Raw genomic sequence first — 16,845 nt, forward strand, 5'->3', positions numbered from 1 at the left:
CTAGGATCAGGCGCATGCCTGACGAAGTCCACGATGAGCGCGAGTTCGCCCGTGTGCCGGACGGTTTCGAGCGGTTGTGGACGCCGCACCGGATGGCCTACATCCAGGATCAGAAGCCTGCCGAGGATGACGACAGCGGGTGCCCGTTCTGCGCCTCACCGATCAGATCGGACAGCGACGGGCTGATCGTTTACCGCGGCGAGACGTGTTTCGTGGTGCTGAACCTGTTCCCGTACAACCCTGGTCACCTGCTGGTCTGCCCCTACCGGCATGTGGCGCGGTACCTGGACCTGACGCCCGCCGAGCTGGTCGAGTTCACTGCGCTGACCCAGGCCGCGATCCGGACTCTGACGACGGTTTCGGAACCGCACGGCTTCAACCTGGGGATGAATCAGGGCGCGGTGGCCGGCGCCGGGGTGGCCGCGCACCTGCATCAGCATGTTGTGCCGCGCTGGGGAGGCGATGCCAATTTCCTGCCCATCATCGCTCAGACCAAGGCACTGCCGGAGCTGTTGGAGGACACCCGCACGCGCCTCGCGGACGCCTGGGAAGCGGAGATCGGCGCCAGCCCCCGGTAGTCTCGGCCTCACCATGCTCAACCGATTCGCGCGCGCCTTCTTCACCACCCTCCTCACACCGACTGCTCGGTTCTTCATCAAATGCGGCATCAGCCCGGATGTCATTACGATCGTCGGCACCCTGGGTGTCATGGTCGGCGCGCTGGCCTTCTACCCGCTCGGTGAGTTCTTCTGGGGCACACTTTTCATTACCGCGTTTGTTTTCTCTGACCTGATCGACGGCAACATGGCCCGTCAACTGGGTCGCTCCAGTAAATGGGGTGCCTACCTCGATTCGACCCTGGACCGATTCGGGGATTCTGCGATCTTCGGTGGGCTGGTTCTCTTCTACGCCGGCCGGGGCGACAACATCCTGATCGCCGCACTCGCACTGGCCTGTCTGATCCTGGGCAGTGTCGTGTCCTACGCCAAGGCCCGCGCCGAAGGCCTCGGCATGACGGCGAATGTCGGTATCGCCGAGCGCGCGGACCGGCTCGTGGCGATACTGATCGTCACTGGGCTGGTCGGTATCGGCAACTTGTTCTCGCAGGGCAATGCGATTGGTAACTGGGCCGAGGGCATCGTGCTGGCGGTTCTCGCCGTGCTCAGCTTGGTGACCGTCCTGCAGCGGATGCTTACCGTCCGCAAGCAGGCATTCGCCGCGGACGAGTCTGCGGCCGCCCTGTGACAGGACACCGACGAGGCTCCCGCGGGAAGGGTGCCGCAGCGAAAGGTGGCGCAGCGAGCATCGCCGACCGGTTGACGTTGGCCGGGTTCCGGACCGGTTGGGCACTGGTACAACGGTTACCGGAGCGTTCCGCGTACGCGCTGTTCGACAAGATCGCCGACCGCCTCACCGCCCGCGCCGGCAAAGATGTGCAGCGGTTGCGCGCCAACTATGCGCGGGTCCGCCCCGAGCTCGACGACGCAGCCCTGGATGAGCTGGTGCGCGCCGGTATGCGCTCATATTTTCGGTACTGGTGCGACGCGTTCCGGTTGGAGCAGATTGCCGGCGGTCCCGCTATCGATCAGATGTTGCGACTGGCAGGAAATGGAGAAGAGGCCAAGGCAGTTCTCGATCGCGGTGAGGCCGTCATCCTCTTCCTCGGTCATCTGGGCAACTGGGACATGTGCGGGGCGTGGGCCACCCGCAACTTTGCGCCGGTCACCACGGTCGCCGAGCGGCTGAAGCCCGAGGCGTTGTTCGAACAGTTCGTGGCGTACCGCGCGAGCCTGGGGATCCGTATTCTGGCGCTGACCGGTGCCGGGAACCCCTACCCGGAGCTGGTGAAGGCAGTCCGCGCGGGTGGGTTCGTGCCGTTGCTGTCCGACCGTGATCTGACCTCGCGGGGGGTGAAGGTGCAGCTGTGCGGGCACCCGGCGCGGATGGCTGCCGGACCGGCACGGCTCGCCCTGGAGACCGGCGCTGCGCTCTACCCGCTGAGCGTCACCTACGAGAAGCTGCCGGGCCGTTCGATGCAGCGGGTGGTCGCGGACTTCGGTCCGCGCGTGATGGTTCCGGAGCACGGAAGCGACCGGGAGAAGGTCGTCGCGATGACCCAGCAGTGCGCCGACGCGCTGAGCGGAACAATCCGTGCCAGCACGCAGGACTGGCACATGATGCAGCGGGTCTTCCTGGACGATCTGCGATGAGGATCGGGATGGTCAGCCCGTACTCCTTCGATGTGCCGGGCGGGGTGCAGCTGCACATCCGCGACCTGGCGGAGTACTTCATCGCAGACGGCCACGACGTCAGCGTCCTGGCCCCCGCCGACGAGGACACCCCGCTCCCGCCGTATGTCACGAGCGCCGGTCGTGCGGTGCCCGTTCCGTACAACGGATCGGTCGCGCGGCTGCTCTTCGGCCCGGTGACGGCCTCGCGGGTCGGCAAATGGATCGAGCGCAGCGACTTCGACATCATCCACGTGCACGAACCGGTCAGCCCGAGCCTGTCGATGCTCGCGATGTGGGCATCGGAGGATCCCCTGGTCGCGACGTTCCACACCGCGACGATGCGGTCGCGGGTGATGCACGCGGCCCAGCCGATCCTGCAGCCCGGTTTGGAGAAGGTTGCCGGACGGATCGCGGTCTCCCAGGAAGCGCGCAGCACGGTGCGGCGACACCTGGGTGGGGACGCGGTCGTCATACCGAACGGCGTATACGTCGACCGGTTCGCCGAGGCGGCGATCGCGCCGTGGTGGCAGGGCACTGCGCAGCGGCCGACGCTGGCCTTCCTGGGCCGGATCAACGAGTCGCGCAAGGGTCTGCCGGTGTTGTTGGCAGCGATGCCGCGGTTGTTGGCTGCCCGGCCTGGCCTACGGTTGCTGATAGCGGGTCCCGGCGACAGCCACGAAGCGCTGCGTGGGGTGCCCGACCAGGTCGCCGAGGCGTGCGAATTTCTCGGCGCGGTGACCGATCAGGAGAAGGCCAGCCTGCTGGCCTCGACCGACGCCTACATTGCGCCCAATACCGGCGGCGAAAGTTTCGGGATCATCCTGATCGAAGCGATGAGCGCCGGCGCACCGGTGCTGGCCAGCGACCTGGAGGCCTTCCAGGCGGTGTTGCGCAACGGGCAGGACGGTCGGCTCTTCCGGGTGGGGGATTCAACCGACCTGGCCACTCAGGCGCTGGCGTTGTTGGATGATGCCGCCGCCCGGGCCGCCTACCGCGTCGCGGGACCGCAACGATCCGGTGAGTTCGACTGGTCCCGGGTGGGCTCGCAGGTGATGAATGTCTACGAAACTGTTATCTCGGCCGGTCCGCCCGTTGTGACACCGCGCCGCGCGATCGCCCGACGTCGAGGAGTGCGCTGATGATTCTCTGGTTCTGGGTTGCCCTGACTGTTGCCGTGCTCGCGCTGATCGCCTGGTACCTGTCCTACAGTGCGGCGCGACTGGATCGACTGCACGGCCGCGTGGAGGGGTCGGTGTCCGCGTTGGACGCGCAACTGGTGCGTCGGGCCGAGACCAGCATGGAGCTGGCCAACTCGGGCCTGCTGGACCCTGCGAGCTCGATGCTCCTGGCCGAGGCCGCTGGGTCCTCCTTGGATGCATCCGATGCTGCTGAAGTCGCCTCGGAGGTGCAGGAGCACGGTGTCGATCAGGGACGGGCCGCCATCGAAACAGATCTTACGACGACGCTGCTCGCGCTGCTGACTCCGCAAATCGTTGTCACCGACGGGGTGGAGGACTACGCCCACCGGGTGCGACAGGCGGGGGAACGGGTGCAGTTGGCCCGGCGGTTTCATGACGACGCGGTGCGTGACGTACGCCGGGTGCGCGGTAAGCCGGTTGTGCGGTTGTTCCGGTTGGCCGGGCGCACCCATCTGCCCGAGATGGTGCAGTTCGACGACCGGCTGCCGGACGTCGAATAGCCGGCCGGTCCCAAGGTCGGCAGCGGCGCTAGTAAGCTGGGGAGCACCCCAAGTCGCCCGGTTTCAGCGGGCATTTTCCGCTCAGCAAGGAGCTCACTATGACCCCGCAGACCACCGACGCGGCCGATCAGGGCGCTGGGGCTACCGGCACCGCCCGCGTCAAGCGCGGGATGGCCGAAATGCTCAAGGGCGGCGTCATCATGGACGTTGTCACGGCCGAGCAGGCCAAGATCGCCGAGGACGCCGGTGCGGTGGCCGTGATGGCCCTCGAGCGGGTGCCGGCCGACATCCGCGCGCAGGGCGGGGTATCGCGGATGTCTGACCCGGACATGATCGACAGCATCATTGCGACGGTGTCCATCCCGGTCATGGCCAAGGCACGCATCGGCCACTTCGTGGAGGCGCAGATCCTGCAGAGCCTCGGTGTGGACTACATCGACGAGTCCGAAGTACTCACCCCCGCGGACTACGCCAACCACATCGAGAAATGGAACTTCACTGCGCCGTTCGTGTGCGGCGCCACCAACCTGGGCGAGGCGCTGCGCCGGATCACCGAGGGCGCGGCGATGATCCGCTCCAAGGGCGAGGCCGGCACCGGCGACGTGTCCAACGCGACGACGCACATGCGCACCATCCGTGCCGAGATCCGCCGACTGACGACGATGGCCGAGGACGAGCTCTACGTCGCAGCCAAGGAGCTGCAGGCGCCGTACGACCTGGTCAAGGAGGTCGCGAAATTGGGCAAGCTACCCGTCGTCCTCTTCACCGCCGGCGGCATCGCGACACCGGCGGACGCCGCGATGATGATGCAGCTGGGTGCCGACGGTGTCTTCGTCGGCTCCGGCATCTTCAAGTCCGGCAACCCGGCGCAACGCGCCGAGGCAATCGTCAAGGCCACGACCTTCTTCGACGACCCCGACGTGCTCGCGAAGGTCTCGCGCGGCCTGGGTGAGGCAATGGTCGGTATCAATGTCGAGGAGATCCCGCAGCCGCACCGGCTCGCCGAGCGCGGCTGGTAACAACGACACGGTCACCGCAGGATGGCGGCAGTCGGCACGCGGGCGCCCGGACGAAGTGGGTGGCCGGCACCGACGTAGGCGTGAGCGCCCAGCACGACGTCTTGCAGCGAGGCCGGTCCGTCAACCTGGGCGCTCGGGCCGAACGCGCATGAGTCAGCCACGACTCCTGCGTCGAGCCGTGCTCCTGCCATCACGATGGTGCCCCGCACATCGCAGTTTGCTGCGATGACGGCGCCCGGTCCGACGTACGAGCCGTCCCGCACACGGGCAGACGGGTCGACTGAGGCGGCAGGGTCAATGATCGCGGGCCCATGACGTAGCACCGCATCGCGGGAGGCGGCGATCAGGGTTGCCGGGGTCCCGATGTCCATGCTGTACGCGTCTTCGACGTACGCGGTGAGAACACCCCCGGCTCGCAGCAGGGCTGGGATCACTTCACGCTCGAAGCTGACCGGTTGCCGACGGGATACCCCGTCCAGGCAACTCGGGTCGAGCAGATAAGTGCCGGCGTTCACGATGCCACCGACAAGCTCCTCCGGTTTCTCGCGGAACGCGGTGATGCGGCCGGCGGCGCCCACCTCGATCAGTCCGTAGGCACGCGCATCCGCGACGGGCTTGGCGTGCAGTGTGCCCACCGCCCCGAGCCGCGATCTGGCGGCCGCGAAGGCGTTCAGCTGAGCAGCGACATCATGTGCGCTGAGCTGATCACCGTTCAGCACCAGCAGCACGTCGCCATTTGCCGGGGCAAGGCGATCGACGGCCGCCGCCAGCGCGCCACCGGTGCCGAGCGGGGCGTCCTCGCGGCAGTAGTCCAGTTCCAGTCCCCACGCCCCGCCGGTGCCGAGGACATCGCGGAACTGCTGCGCTCGATACGACGTCGTGAGCAGCACCCGGGAGACATCCAGGGCCGCGAGCATCACGAGTTGATGGGCCACAACGGGCAACCCCGCGACGGGGAGCAGCGGTTTCGGAGTGCGGTCGGTCAACGGCGCGAGGCGGGTGCCGCGGCCGCCCGCGAGGATGACCGCGTGGAGGGTCATTTTTTGCGGAGGATCTGTTGCAGCTGCGGGGCGAACCACGTCCAGAACACCGCACCGGAGGCGGCCGAGAAGTGCAGTCCGTCGGGGTAGAGAGGCGTCCCGTTGATCGTGGGGTGATATCCGCCGGTGCAGAGGAAGCCGAATTGGTCGATGACCGCAACGCCGCGTTCGCGGGCCCAGGCGCGTACGTCGCGGTTGGTGCGCTCGACTCTCTTGATGTCGTTGACCAGGGCGACTTTCGGGGATGTGTTGGCGAATGGTTGGTTGTGACAGGCAAGCGTCACGACAGCGAAGCGCGCTACTCCCGCCGACGCAGCCCCCCGTTTCGCTTCGTCAAGAGCCGATCGGATGAAGGCCGAGTACGCCGGCGTCCCGAACGTCACTGTGCGGCCATCGGCTTCGTGGTCCAGCACCATCGTCTGCGGGATGAAGAAAGCTGCCAGATCCGGTTTGTCGGTTTGTAGTTTTGTGGTCCACGAGCGACGGAACGCCGAACAGTTCGCAAGGGGGTCCTCCCGCTTGCCGTCGACCACGATCGATCCTGCGAAGGTGTCACATCCGAAACTGGCATCGGGTCGAAGATCGATGTCGGGGTATCGCGACGGACGGAAGGCGCTGTCGACGCTCGCCGGAATCGAGTTGCCGATGAGGGACACCTTGTGAACGGCCGCCAGCGGCGTGTATCCGGCCGGTAGGTACGTCAGCGGCGCGACGGGTGTGTCAGCGCCTGCGGCGAATGAGGGACCTACTGCATTCGCCGTCTGCGCGACCAGGACGCTGGCGACCACCAGTGCAGGGACGGCAGCGATACCGACCAGTCGTCCGAAAGATGGGGCAACGGGCAGCAGCGCACGGAGCCCCCCTGCACGCACGGGTCGCTCGATGAACCAATATGACCCGGCCGCCAGCACCAGCGAGACGACAACCTGCAGCGGACTGAGGATTGCGCTACGCAGCGGCAGGCGCGACGGCCCGAGGAACACCACGACCGGCCAGTGCCACAGGTAGAGGGAATAGCTGATGAGTCCGAGCCTCCGTAGCGGCTCGAACGCGAGCAGCTGCGAGGCCCGGCTCGGTATCTGGGCGGCACCGCCGCATACCGGTACGGCGGCTACGACGCAGACCAGTACCAGTCCGCCCGGGAAAAGGATCGCGGAGTCGAAACGCAGCACGGCGAAGGCGAACAGCAGCAACGCCAGGGCGGGCCAGGTCAACCAACCCATCAGCCGGTCGAAAAGCACCCGGCGTTCGCCGCGGAACTCCCGGGTGCCGACCCAGACTCCTGCCGCCGCGCCGATGAACAGTTCGAAGATCCGGGTGTCGGTGCCGTAGTAGATGCGGTTGGGATCGGACCCCGGAACGTACAACGCACCCATCCGCCAGGCGGACAGAGCAGCCAGCACCAGCAGCGCTGCACCCAAGACGTTTCGACGGCGGTGCGGGGATAGTCCGCGCGTCAGCGCGAGAAGGAGGAGCAGCAACAGGGGGAAGAGGAGGTAGTACTGCTCTTCGATGGCCAACGACCAGGTATGGAGGACGGGGGACGGAAGGCCGACCGTATCGGCAAAATACTGCTCGTCCGAGAACAGCATCCGCCAGTTTGCGACGTAGAACAACGCGGAGATCACGTCGAGACTGACCGGTAGCCGACGGCTCGGTATCGTCCAGAAGTAGGACGCCACCGATACCGCGAGCAGCATTGCGACCAGCGCCGGTAGGAGACGGCGAGCGCGGGCGGCCCAGAATCCCAACAGGCTGATGGTCCCCCACGAGTTCCATTCGGCGACGAGCAAAGAGGTGATCAGAAAACCGGACAGGACGAAGAAGACATCGACCCCCAGCCAGCCGCCGGGCAGGGCGTCGGGCCAGACGTGAAAGACCACGACGGCCGCTACGGCGATGCCCCGCAGGCCGTCGAGGGCCGGTCGATACGAGAGCGACCGGTGCCGATCAGAAGTCACCAGGAACCCTTCCGCGGAGCCGGCTGCGATGTCGCCCGAGTATAGATACCGTCTGGTAACCAAGGCATCCGCATCGCGGTTATCATGACGGCATGTCTGCAGATGAGCCCGGTGAGACCCGCACGCAGTACCTGCCGCGGACCGGGAGCAAGATCACCATTCTGATCGGTTTGGCGCTGCTCGTTGCCGCGGTTTACGCAGCGGTAGTGCCGTTGTCAGTCGCATCTCAGACCGGTGTGCAGTTCGGGTGTGGGACTGCGCTCAGCCCCAACGTGAGCTCGTTCGGCAAGGGCTACTGCTCGGCCGTCGACCAAGAGGCGCAATACCGGGCGATTGCCTTGTTGATCGCAGCTCTGCTGATCGCGGGAGTCGGATCGGCGCTCTTCGGCTTCGACAAACGCAGCCGTACCCGGGTCATCCGCGAGGACCTCGGCAACGACTACGACGACGAGGATCTTGCGACGGACAAGGGCGGCCGCGACAGCCGCGGGAACACCTCTGTGCATGCTCGTCCCGGGCGCAGTGCCATCGCCGCGAAGAGCCGCAGCGCTCGCTCCAGGAACGTTCCGGGCACCGACCGCCTGGGCTATGACGATCTGGACCGCGATGATCGGGACCACGGCGATCCGGGCCATGACGATCTGGGCCATGACGATCAACAACGCGATGATCGGGACCACGATGACGTCGATGATCGGGACCCCGGCGTCTCCGATGACCGGCCACGCAGATCTCGGGGTCCACGCGACCGTCGGTGAGTGAACGTCCATGACCTGTTGCGGTAGCGGGCGCTGCACTGAAACGGGCCGGTTCCCCTGATGTCACGACGCACCCGGTACCGCTACTCGCCGGCTCTGGATGGTGTGCGGGGCACGGCCATGGTGCTTTTCATGGCCTTCCACTTCGGGGTGGCCGCCCTGCAGGGTGCCTGGGTCGGGATCAACCTCTTCTTCGTGCTCTCGGCCTACCTGATCACCCGGCTACTGATCGAGGAGCACGCCAGATCCGGGCGGCTGGATCTTCTCGCGTTCTACCGCCGACGCGCGCGACGGCTGCTGCCGGCGTTGTTCGTGTTGCTCGCTGCGCTCGGGATCTACGGCGCGTTGATCGCCCCGCCCTCGGTGCGCGGCGCTCTGCGCGGCGATATGTTGGCCACCCTGTTGTTCGTCCAGAACTGGCACCTGATCCTGCAGGGCGACCAGTATTTCGATCTCTTCGGTGCGCCCTCCTTTCTCCGTCAGGCCTGGACCTTGGCGGTCGAAGAGCAGTTCTACCTCCTTGTTCCGCTCGTGGTGCTGGCTCTCGTGCGATGGGTCCGTCGGCGAGAGGTGCAAGCGGGAATTCTGCTGACGCTCGGGCTGGCCGGTGCACTGTGGACCGCACACATCGGGGTCGCGACCACAGAGGCACAGACGCATGCCTACTACGGCACCGACACCAGGGCGCAGGCACTGTGCATAGGTGCCGCGCTGGCGTTCTGGACAGGACTACGTACCCGGCGGGCGGACCAGGTAAGACTGCCGGCACCGGTTGTTGCCGCGCTGGGCTGGGGCGGGCTCGTCGCGATGGGCTACGCGTTCTTCGCGATCGCGCCTTTCCAGGGTTTCATGTACGACGACGGCGGGATCTTTCTCTTCGCGCTGGCCGCTGCCGCCCTGGTCCTCGCGTGCGCTGACGAGCGGGCATCCCGGCCCCGTGCCGTGCTCGGCTGGCGGCCGTTCGCCTACCTCGGCCGGATCTCCTACGGGCTCTACCTGTGGCACTGGCCGATCCTGCTCTGGATGCGGCGTGTCGACCCGCGGCTGGGCACCAGCCTGACGGTGGGCATCGGGATCTGCACGACGCTCGCGATCGCCGCAGCTTCCTATCACTTCGTGGAGCGCCCGGTCATTAATGGGGGAATACGGGCGTTGCTTCCGCGCCCGCGCAAGGACCGCAGTGCCCGGGGCGTCCTCGGGTGCGTGGTGTCGGCCATCGTCGCGTTGGCCTTCGCCGCCGGTCACGGTGCGACGCCCGCGGTCGCTGCAGGGGCCGCGGCTGTGGGGACGGGTGCGGATCCGGCGAAGACCCCGATGCTGGTGTCGGGCACGCCGGCGTATGTTCCCGCCTCGGTGCAGACCAGGGTGGCGATCTTCGGTGACTCCGTGCCGTACGTACTGGTGCGCGACAAGCCGCCCGGCAGCTACCCCGATCTGGTGATCACCGACCTCTCACAACCCGGTTGCGACCTGATGCAGTCGCGCTACGCGAATCGCAGTACCTCGGTTCAGCCGGCGGCCTGCCTGCACACCAAGCGCGACCTGGGAACGTTGTTGCGAGGATCCGGTGCCCGGCGTTTCGTGCTCTTTGCCTCAATGACGATGGCCTTTCCGCACGCGGCGCAGGACGGGTCGACGCTTGATCTGGACGATCCCGGTTACCGCGCCCTCGTCGCGTCGACCCTGTCGGAATACCGGGCGACGGCCCGTGCGGCCGGGGTCACCTCGATGAGCGTGGTGACCGTGCCCTGCCGCGACAGCGATCTGTCACAGTGGCCGATCGAGTTCAGGTCTGCCTTCGCGGGCTCGCGGACGGTGGCGCAGGTGACCGATCCCACCCGGCTGAACTCGGTGATCACCGGGTGGGCGGCCCGTAACGGTGTCGGGGTCATCGATCTGTACCACGCCGTCTGCCCGGACGGCAGGTTCCAGCCCCGGATACACGGCATTCAGCTGTACCAGGATCAGGTGCACCCCTCCGTGCCCGGTTCGTGGATGATGTGGACCTGGCTGGCGCCGCAGATGCGCGACGCGGCGATGACCACGACGGGGTCCGCCCGGCCGGCCGCCTCGAACTCGGCGGGTCGCCCGTGACGAGAGTCCTCCGATGAGGGTCCTGGAGACGGCGCGCGCCGCCGTCAGCACCGACCTGCAGCATCGGGGCCGCAACTACCGCCCGGCGATCGACGGGTACCGCGGTCTGTTCATCGTGCTGGTGGTCGCCTACCACTTCGGGGCGACGGCGCTGGCCGGCGGTTGGATCGGGATCAACCACTTTTTTGTCTTCTCCGGATTCCTGATCGGCAAGCTGCTGATCAAGGAACGGGAGCGCACCGGTCGGATCGACTTCGTGCGCTTTTATCTCCGGCGCGCACGGCGGATCCTTCCAGCATTGGCGATCCTGGTGACCGCCGTGCTGATCCGCGTGGTGCTTGTGCCGGGCCAGCACCGGCCACAGACCGCCGGGGACAGCTTCGCCGCCATGACGTTTTGGCTCAACTGGCGGCTGATCGCCCGCAATGACCAGTACTTCGACCTCTTCGACGAGCCGTCGCCGCTGCGTCACGTCTGGACGCTGTCGGTCGAGGAACAGTTCTACGTTCTGATCCCGATGATCGTCCTGATGCTCTACATCGCCGCGCGCCGCCAATGGATGCGGGTCGCGCTGGTCGCCGCGGCGGCGTGCGGGTCGGCGCTGTGGACGGCCCATCTGGTCGGGACACCGACCGCGACGTTCAGCAGGCTCTACTACGGAACCGACATCCGTGCGCAGGCGCTGCTGGTCGGAGTCGCCGCCGCGTTCGTACACACCAAGGTGCGCGGCGGTAGACCGTTCCGGATATCCCGACTGACCGCCAACCTGTTCGGATGGGTCGGGACCATTGCCTCGCTGACCGCGTTCTTCCTGTTGGGCTCCTCCAGCGTGGGGGTGTTCCGGTACGGCGGGCTGCTCGCCTTCGCGGTCCTGGCCGCGATGATGGGCGCCAGCGCGCTGGACCCGCGTGATCTGCTGATCAACAAGGTGATGAGTAACCGGGTGCTGGTCCACCTCGGTCAGATCTCGTATGGCATCTATCTCTACCACTGGCCGATCGGCCTGTGGCTGCCGATGCCGGGGCTGCCCAGAGTGCTGAGCGGGACTCTGCAGTTCGCGGTCACCTGGGTTTGCGCGGTGCTGTCCTACCGTCTGGTCGAGATGCCCGTGATGGCGCACGGGGTGCGCGGACTGGTCCGGCCGCTACGGTTCGTGGGCCCTGGCGTGGTGGCCTTCCTGGCGGTTGCTGCGCTGGTCGTCCAACAGGTGGTGCCGGCCGCTGCGGCCTCGATGTGGAACGGTGCGGCGTTGAATCCTGCCGTCCGGTACCTGCCGCCCCGGACACCGCTGAAGGTGGCCATCGTCGGGGACTCGATACCCGCCTCCATCGCGGATGGTTTCAAAGGATCCTCCTACCCGGGTCTGGACCTGCTGCGGCACGCCGAGTACGCCGGGTGCGATTTCGTGCCCGTCACGCTGGCGGTCGGGGACCGGCTCATCCCCGAGGACGCGCACTGCCCCGGGTGGCGCTCCTCGTGGCCGAAGTCCGTCCGTAAGGAGGGGACACAGGTGGTGCTTGCTCCCGCCGGCCTGGGATTCACCCTTCCGCAGCAGATCGACGGCAAGGTGGCCCCGCTGCGCTCGCCGCAGGTCCGTACCGCCCTGACCGCCAGCCTGGACGCCTTGCTGGCGGCGTTCCGGTCATCGGGAGCTCGCCAGCTCGACATCATCAATGTGCCGTGCCGGGTACTGCGGCCGGGGAGTCTGCCGGTGTCCGCGCAACTGCAGATCGGGACCGCGGCCATCCCGCTGGACACGACCTGGGTGAACGCGATCATCGCGACCTGGGTCCGCGAGCACGCGGCCAGCGGGGCACGACTTGTTGATCTGGACGGGCAGCTGTGCCGCGGCGGTTACCGAGCGCGCATCAACAACGCGCAGCTCTACCAGGACGGGATCCATTTCACGGTTACCGGTGCCGCGCTGGTCTGGAGCTGGCTTGCGCCGACCGTCGTCGACACATGGCAGCAGGACCGGTGACCAGCGTGCTCACCGGTCCTTGCGGTAGTTCCAGTTACCACTGATCTGACCGAGCATCCAGCGCCACACCATCGGTGTCGCGGCGGGGGAGAAGTGCAGTCCGTCATTGAAGACCGGCAGGTTGTTGATGACCGGCTGATACCCGGCCGGCGAGCACAGTGCGCCGTACAGATCGACCAGTTTTGCGTCGGTGTGTTCGCCGACCCACCGGGCCAACAGCCGGTTGATCTGCACCGGGTCGTTGAACTCATCGATGTATCCCGGCGTACGGGCCTGGATCTCCTTGTACTGCTCGGAATCCTTGGACTCCCCGAACTCACGGCAGGGAACGTTGACGATCTGGATCTGGGTGACTCCCGCAGCGCGGGCCCGTGCGTCGATGCCCGACAGAGTCCGCAGCACGAAGTCGTCGTAGACCGGCTGGCCGATGTGTGCCGAGCTGCCGTCGGGCATCACGTGCGGCACGGCGAGCAGGGGAGAACCGAACACGAGCAGGACCTTGGCGCCCGCGGCGCGTAGTACCGAAGGCCAGGTGCGTTCGGTCTCGGCGCACATGGCGTGCTGGTCCTTCACCCCGAATGCCGTGGCGAGCTTCAATGGGAGCAGGTCGCAACCCTCATGGGCGACGTTCACCGGGTGGACGCCGGGGAACAGTCGCGCCGGGAAGCGTTTGGCCAGATACCACGGCACCGAGTCGCCGAGGACGCCGAAATCCGGTGGCGCACCCGGTACGTAGCTGAGCTGGTTCGGGACCAGTGTGGGTGGCAGTCTGGTGCTGGCCGACGCTACCGGGCCGGCATTGGCCGGAAGCATCACGGCCGAGGTGAGCGCCACCACCAGGGCCACTGGAGCGATGACCGCGAGCGAGGCACGGCGCAGCCTGGGGAAGAGTGCGCGCACGCCGTCGTGCAGGACCGGTTCCTCCACGAACCGGTTGGACAGGTAGGCCAGCACCGTGGAGATCGCGAACCCGATGCATCCGGTGACCAGTGTCGAGTGCAGGATGCCGCTGGTGCCCAGCAGCAGATGCACGGGCCAGTGCCACAGGTAGAGCGAATACGACAACCGGCCGAACTGGCGCACGATCCGCAGCGAGAACAACGCCTTCAGCCGACTGGGCGAAGGGTCATCCAGAGCGACGATGAGCGCCGCAGATCCGATGGCGCCGAAGAGTGCGCCGCCCCGGTCCCACATCCAGGTGGTGTAGGGGTCGATGAACAGGAACAGCAGGACATTCGAGGCAAGCCCTGCCCACCCGACCACGAACACCGTGCGCCTCGACAGGGTCGGCACTCCGCCACGCGGGGACCACCCGAAGGCAATCCCGATTGCCGTGCCGATCAGCAGAGAGGTGACCCGGGTGTCGGTCCCGTAGTAGAGCCGACTGAAGTCTCCGGGGTTGCTGTCCGCGACGTAGGCCGTCCAGACCGTCATCACCACAGCTGCCGCGAGCACGGCCGCGACGCGGGCCCGCCGGCTGCGCCACACCCAGCAGAGCGCTGCCACGATCACCGGGATGACGACGTAGTACTGCTCTTCGATGGCCAGGGTCCAGGCGTGTCGCAACGGGGGGGTGATCAGGCTGTTGCCGAAATACTGGTCATTGAGGGCGATCAGCCGCCAGTTCATCGAAAAACCGAGCGTGGCGAGGGTGTCCAGCCCGAAGCGGTGCCGCACGGCCTGTGGCGCGAAAAAACATCCGTAGATCGTGACTGCGGTCAGCAGCAGGAACAGTCCGGGCAGCACCCGTCTGCCGCGGCGACGGTAGAAGGCGAGGAAATCAATACGACCCGTGCGCTGCTTCTCGGCGAACAGCAACCGGGTGATGAGGAACCCGGAGAGCACGAAGAAGAGGTTGATGGCGATCCACATCCCGGACAGGAACGTCGCGCCGAAGTGGAACGCCAGGAAGCAGGCCATGAAGACCCCGCGGAGGCCATCGAGCGCTGGACTGCGCCCGTACCGGGACCGTGGCACCCGCAACTCCTTCGTCTCGACATCACCCCTGACCGCACAGAGTTGCAACGGCGATATGTTACCCAGCCGTAAGGCGCAGGAGAGGCTATCGGCAGCAGATGGTCATGACCCGGACCGGCGAGACCGGCGTCGGCCACACGGCGGCGGCCTCAACTCTTGATGAAGACCTGAATGCCCTGGGGGGAGCCGCTGATCGCCGAACTGCCGGGGAAGGTCAACATCGTGGCGCCGGGTGGTATGTCGCCGATCGACCACAAACCACTGCTTGTGCGTTGACGTACCCAGATGCGCACGGCGGTGGCGGGGGCCTTGTCAGGATCGTGTCGAAAGCTGCTCTCGCCCTCAGGCCACAGGCGCGGAAAGTACACATCGTGGCCCCGTGACAGCAGATGCAGTTCCAGAGCCGGCGCGAGGCTGCCCTGAACGGTGCCGTAGGCGGCGCGGATCAGGATCGGTGCGTGGTCGACTCCGCGCCGATCTAGCTCCCGATCGACCGAAGTCGCCACGGTGCGGGCGAACCGCTCGTGCTGCGACCATTCGACCGTCCCGCTGACCAGGGAATTACGGGGCGCGGCGCTGAAGATCGCGACAGCAGCCAACGCGGCAACCGGTACGAGGAGCCCGCGCGGGGGACCGACCGAGGCGGTCGGGCGCAGGGCGCGCAATCGCGCCCCAGTACCCCAGATGGCGAGGCAGGTCAGCCCGACTGGTGCGGCGACGCCGATTTCGGAGTACCAGAGCTGCAGACCGCCAGTGACGTGCGACGTGGTCACTGTCAATGCCGCGGTGCACAGTGCAGTGACCGCAATCCCGGCTGCGGCGGCACGGTGATGTCGCTGGGCACGGGTCAGTTCCTGGACGCGCCGACCTGCCCGGTGGCTGTCGATCTGGGACTTCCATACCGTCAGATAGCCGGTGCAGACCCACCCGGCGGCGGCTGCCACCCCCGCAGCGGCCGTCCACTGCAGGACGCTGGCCGAGCCGAGGTGGAACGCATCGACATGCCCGGTGGGCACCATGAGCTGCACCGTGCGGCCCAGCGCTGAGCCGAGACTGAGATGCGGGTTGTCGCGGAATCCGAACTGGATCAGCTTCACGGTGTTGCCGGGGAAGTAGATCACGGCGTCGGCGATCACCGGTGCCCACACGACAAGCGCGACAGCCGTTGTCACCCACCCGGGTCGCGTTCGGCGAGGCCGTCGGCGCAGCCGGTGCGGGACGTAGCCGGGCATCGGCCATATCGCGTCGCGTCTGCGGTACCACCGAGTCACCCCCACGACCGAGAGCAGGATCGTCAGCAGGCCGACGATGGGCAGTTGCAGCAGATGCGCCTGGGCGGTCATCGACGCCGTGAGCGCGAACCACGGCATCGCCCACAGCTGTCCCAGCATCAGGCGCCACGCCAGCATCATCGTGACCAGCAGGCCGAGCATGGGCGGGAAGGTGTTCCAGGGGTGCACCAGGAACGATCGGTTCGCGCCCTCCACGAAGAGGATGGCGAAGAAGACAGCCGTCGCGGCTGCGAGACCACCCGCCTGGCGCGCCGAACGAATCGCCAGTACCGCGCATCCCGCAACGATCAGCAGCGAACCCAACGCCAACCCCACAGGATGCCAACCGGTCAATGCGTAGGGAACTGCCAACAGGTAGTACTGCAGGGGACCGGGATGGTGGGCATACAGACCGGGGTCGCTGAAGCTGGTATCGGCCCGCTGGCCTTCCAACGGTGGATTGACCGAGAACACGTCGCGGGTATGGATCCCGATGATGGCTTCGTCGCCCTGCGGCACCCAGTGGTGACCGGCGAGTTGGACCAGGTACCAGAGCAGCGGCAGCACGACGACCAGCTGCATCGCGCGCTCGCATCGACGGCCGTCCGGCACCCGCACCGTGCCGGTTCGCCCTCGACGGGCCATCAGTCCTGCTGCAGGCACGGACCGGCCTCCCCCTGAACGTGGGCGCTGGACCCGGTCGTCTGGAGCATAAAAGTACAGCAAGGGCAGCGGCCACGTGCGCCCTCGACGCAGCCACCACCCGACCGGCGATCCGTCGGGCAGAAACGCTACCGATCAGTACAGTGGGCCA

At 66.9% G+C, this 16,845-nt stretch carries 13 protein-coding genes; 9 read left to right on the forward strand and 4 right to left on the reverse strand.

Annotation, left to right across the window (positions count from 1 at the left end):
* Window positions 1-14 precede the first annotated feature (14 nt).
* The 6 genes from V3G39_10660 to pdxS all read left to right on the forward strand — a co-directional run bounded on the left by V3G39_10660 (window position 15) and on the right by pdxS (window position 4,949).
* Window positions 15-578, forward strand: coding sequence for an HIT domain-containing protein (locus tag V3G39_10660; GenBank protein XAS75130.1), 564 nt, complete (start codon window positions 15-17; stop codon window positions 576-578).
* Between the two features lie 13 nt (window positions 579-591).
* A complete protein-coding gene (locus V3G39_10665; protein XAS75131.1) occupies window positions 592-1,245 on the forward strand; it encodes a CDP-alcohol phosphatidyltransferase family protein in 654 nt (217 codons plus the stop codon).
* Window positions 1,242-2,210, forward strand: coding sequence for a phosphatidylinositol mannoside acyltransferase (locus tag V3G39_10670; GenBank protein ID XAS75132.1), 969 nt, complete (start codon window positions 1,242-1,244; stop codon window positions 2,208-2,210). Before V3G39_10665 ends, V3G39_10670 begins: the two co-directional genes overlap by 4 nt.
* Window positions 2,207-3,370: a glycosyltransferase family 4 protein gene (locus V3G39_10675; protein ID XAS75133.1), complete on the forward strand. Its 1,164-nt coding sequence runs from the start codon at window positions 2,207-2,209 to the stop codon at window positions 3,368-3,370. The genes V3G39_10670 and V3G39_10675 overlap by 4 nt, the downstream gene beginning before the upstream one ends.
* Entirely contained in the window at window positions 3,370-3,930 is a 561-nt protein-coding gene (locus tag V3G39_10680) for a hypothetical protein (protein ID XAS75134.1), read from the forward strand. The genes V3G39_10675 and V3G39_10680 overlap by 1 nt, the downstream gene beginning before the upstream one ends.
* Window positions 3,931-4,028: 98 nt before the next feature.
* Complete coding sequence (gene pdxS, locus V3G39_10685; GenBank protein XAS75135.1) at window positions 4,029-4,949, forward strand: pyridoxal 5'-phosphate synthase lyase subunit PdxS; 921 nt, start codon at window positions 4,029-4,031, stop codon at window positions 4,947-4,949.
* Between the two features lie 11 nt (window positions 4,950-4,960).
* Here pdxS and V3G39_10690 read toward each other — a convergent pair whose 3' ends face one another.
* Together V3G39_10690 and V3G39_10695 are read right to left on the reverse strand one after the other, a co-directional pair.
* Window positions 4,961-5,989: an NDP-sugar synthase gene (locus V3G39_10690; GenBank protein ID XAS75136.1), complete on the reverse strand. Its 1,029-nt coding sequence runs from the start codon at window positions 5,987-5,989 to the stop codon at window positions 4,961-4,963.
* Window positions 5,986-7,950: an acyltransferase gene (locus tag V3G39_10695; protein XAS75137.1), complete on the reverse strand. Its 1,965-nt coding sequence runs from the start codon at window positions 7,948-7,950 to the stop codon at window positions 5,986-5,988. Before V3G39_10695 ends, V3G39_10690 begins: the two co-directional genes overlap by 4 nt.
* 92 nt (window positions 7,951-8,042) lie before the next feature.
* Here V3G39_10695 and V3G39_10700 point away from each other — a divergent pair, with 92 nt between their 5' ends.
* From V3G39_10700 to V3G39_10710, 3 genes are read left to right on the forward strand one after another with little or no spacing between them, the layout of a single operon-like run.
* A complete protein-coding gene (locus tag V3G39_10700; protein ID XAS75138.1) occupies window positions 8,043-8,708 on the forward strand; it encodes a hypothetical protein in 666 nt (221 codons plus the stop codon).
* Window positions 8,709-8,768: 60 nt separating this feature from the next.
* Entirely contained in the window at window positions 8,769-10,802 is a 2,034-nt protein-coding gene (locus tag V3G39_10705; protein XAS75139.1) for an acyltransferase, read from the forward strand.
* A gap of 13 nt (window positions 10,803-10,815) precedes the next feature.
* The gene (locus tag V3G39_10710) at window positions 10,816-12,783 is read left to right on the forward strand and encodes an acyltransferase family protein (GenBank protein ID XAS75140.1); all 1,968 of its coding nucleotides are present in this window, start codon (window positions 10,816-10,818) and stop codon (window positions 12,781-12,783) included.
* A 9-nt stretch (window positions 12,784-12,792) separates the two neighbouring features.
* Here the strand turns inward: V3G39_10710 and V3G39_10715 are convergent, their stop codons facing one another.
* Together V3G39_10715 and V3G39_10720 are read right to left on the reverse strand one after the other, a co-directional pair.
* A complete protein-coding gene (locus V3G39_10715; protein XAS75141.1) occupies window positions 12,793-14,760 on the reverse strand; it encodes an acyltransferase in 1,968 nt (655 codons plus the stop codon).
* A gap of 149 nt (window positions 14,761-14,909) precedes the next feature.
* Window positions 14,910-16,694 carry a hypothetical protein gene (locus V3G39_10720; protein XAS75142.1) on the reverse strand — a complete coding sequence of 595 codons (1,785 nt, stop codon included), beginning with the start codon at window positions 16,692-16,694 and terminating at the stop codon, window positions 14,910-14,912.
* Between the last annotated feature and the right edge of the window lie 151 nt (window positions 16,695-16,845).

The sequence above is a fragment of the Dermatophilaceae bacterium Sec6.4 genome, from assembly GCA_039636865.1.
GTDB lineage: Bacteria > Actinomycetota > Actinomycetes > Actinomycetales > Dermatophilaceae > Allobranchiibius.

Coding starts and splice junctions, on each gene's coding strand:
- V3G39_10660 (XAS75130.1), top strand. CDS start 15: ATGCCTGACGAAGTCCACGATGAGCGCGAGTTCGCCCGTGTGCCGGAC.
- V3G39_10665 (XAS75131.1), top strand. CDS start 592: ATGCTCAACCGATTCGCGCGCGCCTTCTTCACCACCCTCCTCACACCG.
- V3G39_10675 (XAS75133.1), top strand. CDS start 2,207: ATGAGGATCGGGATGGTCAGCCCGTACTCCTTCGATGTGCCGGGCGGG.
- V3G39_10680 (XAS75134.1), top strand. CDS start 3,370: ATGATTCTCTGGTTCTGGGTTGCCCTGACTGTTGCCGTGCTCGCGCTG.
- pdxS (XAS75135.1), top strand. CDS start 4,029: ATGACCCCGCAGACCACCGACGCGGCCGATCAGGGCGCTGGGGCTACC.
- V3G39_10690 (XAS75136.1), bottom strand. CDS start 5,989: ATGACCCTCCACGCGGTCATCCTCGCGGGCGGCCGCGGCACCCGCCTC.
- V3G39_10700 (XAS75138.1), top strand. CDS start 8,043: ATGTCTGCAGATGAGCCCGGTGAGACCCGCACGCAGTACCTGCCGCGG.
- V3G39_10705 (XAS75139.1), top strand. CDS start 8,769: ATGTCACGACGCACCCGGTACCGCTACTCGCCGGCTCTGGATGGTGTG.
- V3G39_10710 (XAS75140.1), top strand. CDS start 10,816: ATGAGGGTCCTGGAGACGGCGCGCGCCGCCGTCAGCACCGACCTGCAG.